Annotated in this window: 4 protein-coding genes; 1 reads left to right on the top strand and 3 read right to left on the bottom strand. The window is 65.4% G+C overall.

Annotated features, from left to right (window positions below):
* The 3 genes from ABIV12_RS08025 to mltB form a co-directional block, all read right to left on the bottom strand.
* On the bottom strand, nucleotides 1-461 hold a 461-nt coding region (locus tag ABIV12_RS08025; protein WP_348058052.1), incomplete at its 3' end, for a serine hydrolase.
* Between the two features lie 285 nt (nucleotides 462-746).
* Nucleotides 747-1736 (bottom strand): septal ring lytic transglycosylase RlpA family protein, encoded by a 990-nt coding sequence (locus ABIV12_RS08020; RefSeq protein ID WP_348058050.1) that lies wholly within the window; start codon nucleotides 1734-1736, stop codon nucleotides 747-749.
* Nucleotides 1736-2761 carry a lytic murein transglycosylase B gene (gene mltB, locus ABIV12_RS08015; RefSeq protein WP_348058048.1) on the bottom strand — a complete coding sequence of 342 codons (1026 nt, stop codon included), beginning with the start codon at nucleotides 2759-2761 and terminating at the stop codon, nucleotides 1736-1738. Before mltB ends, ABIV12_RS08020 begins: the two co-directional genes overlap by 1 nt.
* Nucleotides 2762-2982: 221 nt before the next feature.
* On the opposite strand from mltB, the gene ABIV12_RS08010 reads away from it, so the two are divergent.
* The coding region (locus ABIV12_RS08010) for a hypothetical protein (RefSeq protein WP_348058046.1) at nucleotides 2983-3434 on the top strand (452 nt) is incomplete at its 3' end.

The following is a 3434-nucleotide window of genomic DNA, read 5'->3' as shown; positions in this document are numbered from 1 at the left end:
AGCTGCGCGGCGTACTGGTTCATCAATTGCGCAAACGTTTCCTCGGAACCCGCGACGTGCTCGGCCAGCGCCATCGCAGCGTCGTTGCCGGACTGGATGATCATTCCGGAAAGCAGGTCTTTGAGTGCGACCTTGCTGTTGAGCTGCAGGAAACTGGTGGAGCCATCCGTGCCGGCGCCGCCGGAGCGCCACGCGCGCTCGCTGATCTGCACCGGGTCGTCGAGGTGGATCTTGCCGTGCGCGAGTTCCGCCGAGACGACGTACGAGGTCATCACCTTGGTGATCGATGCCGGTGCGACGCGCGCGTCCATGTTGCTGTTGGCGAGCACCTGGCCGTTCGAATAGTCCATCAGCACCCAGCTCTTCGCCTCGATACCGGGAGGCGGCGGCACCGGCCCACTGCCCGGCAGGCCCGGCGTCGGAAGCGCGGCGGGTTTGGGGACCGCTTGCGGGGTCGGCAGGTCTGGATTGGACGCGGTCTGCGGGGAGGGTGCCGGAGTGGTGTCGGCTGCCTGTGTCGAAGCGGCGGGCGCGGCGGCCTGGGCGGCGGTGTGGTGGGGCTTGGTGCGCGCCTGAGCGGTGACGCAGGCGAGGGCGAGCGCGAGGACGGCGAGGGACGACAGCTTCATTCTGGAGGGGTTACCTGCACGGGAATCACATTGGAATTGTCGCAGAGCGAGTCGTGCAATACACCCCGCGTGCGCGAACGCGTCGCATCGGTATGCCTCACGTTCATGCGTTGCGGATCAGCGGTCGATCGCGACACGCGCCGCGCCGAGGCCGAGTTTCTCGATGCGCGCGGTCATCGCATCCGCCGCTTCGACGTCGGCGAGCGGTCCGACGCGAACGCGATGCACGGTGCGCCCGGCGACGCTCACCGACTGGATGTCGACATGCTCGAGGCCGACTTTGTTCGCTGCGACGACCGCACGTTCGGCGTTTGCCCGATCACCGAAGGCGCCGAGCTGCAGATAGATGCGCGGCGATCCGCCTGCGCTGGACAGCGCGGCGGGCTCTGCGATCGAAGGCGCGCGAACCGGCAGCGGCGTCGAGGATCGTGGGGGCTGCGCGCGCGCGGTGAAGTCGGTGGTGGGCAGCGTTGCATCCGGATGATCGGGGTCGATCGCGCGCACCTCGACCAGCCCGGTGCCCTTGGGCCACACGCCGATCTTCACGGCCGCCGCGTACGACAGATCGATGATGCGGTTGTCGTGAAAAGGGCCGCGATCGTTGACGCGCACGATCACGCTCTTTCCGTTGTCCAGATTCGTCACGCGCGCGAAACTCGGCAGCGGCAGCGTCTTGTGGGCTGCGCTGAACGCGTACATGTCGTACGTTTCGAACGACGACGTCATGTAGCCGTGGAACTTGTTGCCGTACCACGATGCGATGCCGCGTTCGACGTAGCCTTGCGCATTGGGCAGCACTGAATAGGTCTTGCCGAGCACGCTGTAGCTCTGCTTGTTGCCGAAGCGCGAGCGGGGTTCGTTCTTCGGTACCGGTTCGGGGATCTTGCCGACATCGATGGGAGGCGCGTTGGGACCATTGTCCGCATTTTGCCGATAGCGCTCTGACTGCGGTCGGGCTGTATCGGGCGGAAGAGTGACCGATCGCGGGCCGCGTACTGGAGCGGGAGCGGGCAATGTGCCGACAGGCGTGCTTCGTGTGGGCGCGTGGCTCGCGCAGCCCGAAAGAAGCAGGGTGAGTGCGACAGCCGCGACTGCAGAGCGGGTCATCACGGCGACGCGGGCGACGCGACCCCGGCGGCAATTGCCTGTGCGAGTTGCCAGACCGAGAGCGAATACATCGGGCTCTTGTTGTAGCGCGTGATCACGTAGAAATTCCTGAAGGTCAGCCAGTACTCGGGACCGCGCTCACCATCGAGCTTCAGAAGCGTCGAGGCGGTCTGCGCATCGATGCGCTCGAGCGGCGCGTATCCCCAGGCTTCCATCTGTTGCAGCGGATACACCGGTTCCGACCCCTTCGGATTGATCTCCCGCGCATCGGTCGCCGGCTGCGCGCGCACGGCGACCGGCTGACCCGGTTCCCAACCATGCTCGCGGAAATAATTCGCAACGCTCCCGGTGATGTCGGGCAGCGAACCCCACAAGTCGATGTGGCCGTCTCCGTCACCGTCCTTCGCCCATTTCGCGATGCTGGTCGGCATGAATTGACCCCAGCCCATCGCACCCGCATACGAGCCGCGCAGTTCGTCCAGCGGCACCGCGAGATGGCCATCGCCAAGCAGGAACAGTTGTTTCAGCTCGCCGCGAAAAAATGGCGCGCGTGGCGGATAGTGGAATGCGAGCGTGCCAAGCGCATCGAGCACGCGATATTTGCCCGTGTTCCGTCCATACGAGGTCTCGACCCCGATGATCGCGACGATCACTTCCGGCGGCACTCCGAATTGCTCGCTGGTGCGATCGAGCAGGGCACGGTTGGCGCGGTAGAACGCGATGCCGTCATCGATGCGCTTTTGCGTGACGAAGATCGGCCGGTAATCGCGCCACGGCTTGGTTGCCTCGGCGGGGCGCGCAATCGCGTCGAGGATGCTCTGCTGCACCTTCACGTCGGCAAGGGTTGCAAGCACGCTGGCTTCGGAGGGCCCGCCGGCCTTCGCGACCTCGGCGGCGAATGCTCGCTCGTCGGTCGTCGGGTCGGCTCCTGCATTCGCGATCGATGCGAATGCGCTGCCGGCGACGAGCGCGCAGATCAACAGGAAAGGAATTCGGATGGGCGTCAGACGGCGATGGGCGGGCACCGCGCTACTCTACCATCGAGCCCGCGCGATGGAGTAGCGCGTGCGCCGCGTGGAAATGCATCGGGATTGTCCGACAGGTCGTTGCGCAGGTGTCGGACACGTCGTCGACGGAGTCGGACATGGTCGCCGCGGCTGAGCCCGGCCAAGCTGCGGGAGTTTCGTCGTCAAGGCCTGCAACCGCGGCCCGGCGAAGCGTTTGAAGTGTCCAGGGAGGACGTCCGATGGTTATTCGCCTGTTGCCTGTGTTGTTGATCCTTGCGTTTTCCGCCACCGCCCACGCGCAGGCGGATGCGCGACGACATCACTACGTGGATGTGTACGAATATTTCACCACCGACGCGCAGTACGAGTCCTGGTTCACCCTGTCCGCGCAACTGGATCAGGACTTCGACGACATCTGCGGCGATACCTTCTGCGAGGGCGACTACAGCAACATCCAGTCCCTTCGGTTGCGCTGTTCGGTCGAGACCTTCAACGGCCGCATTGGCCAGTGCCTGTGGATCTTCGCCGGCAGCTATGAAGACGTCGATTCGGGCAGCGGGCGGATCGACGTCCACTCCGAGGTCTGGCGCTGCGCCGTGCCGCTGGCTCCGCAGACGACGATCGATGGATTGCTGGCCGCGCTTGCAGTCCCGCACCCGCTGTACGCCACGCTGCCGGGGACGCAGGTGAC

This window comes from Dokdonella sp. (genome assembly GCF_039926425.1).
Lineage (GTDB): Bacteria > Pseudomonadota > Gammaproteobacteria > Xanthomonadales > Rhodanobacteraceae > Dokdonella_A.
This window is presented reverse-complemented; position numbering and strand designations above follow the sequence as displayed.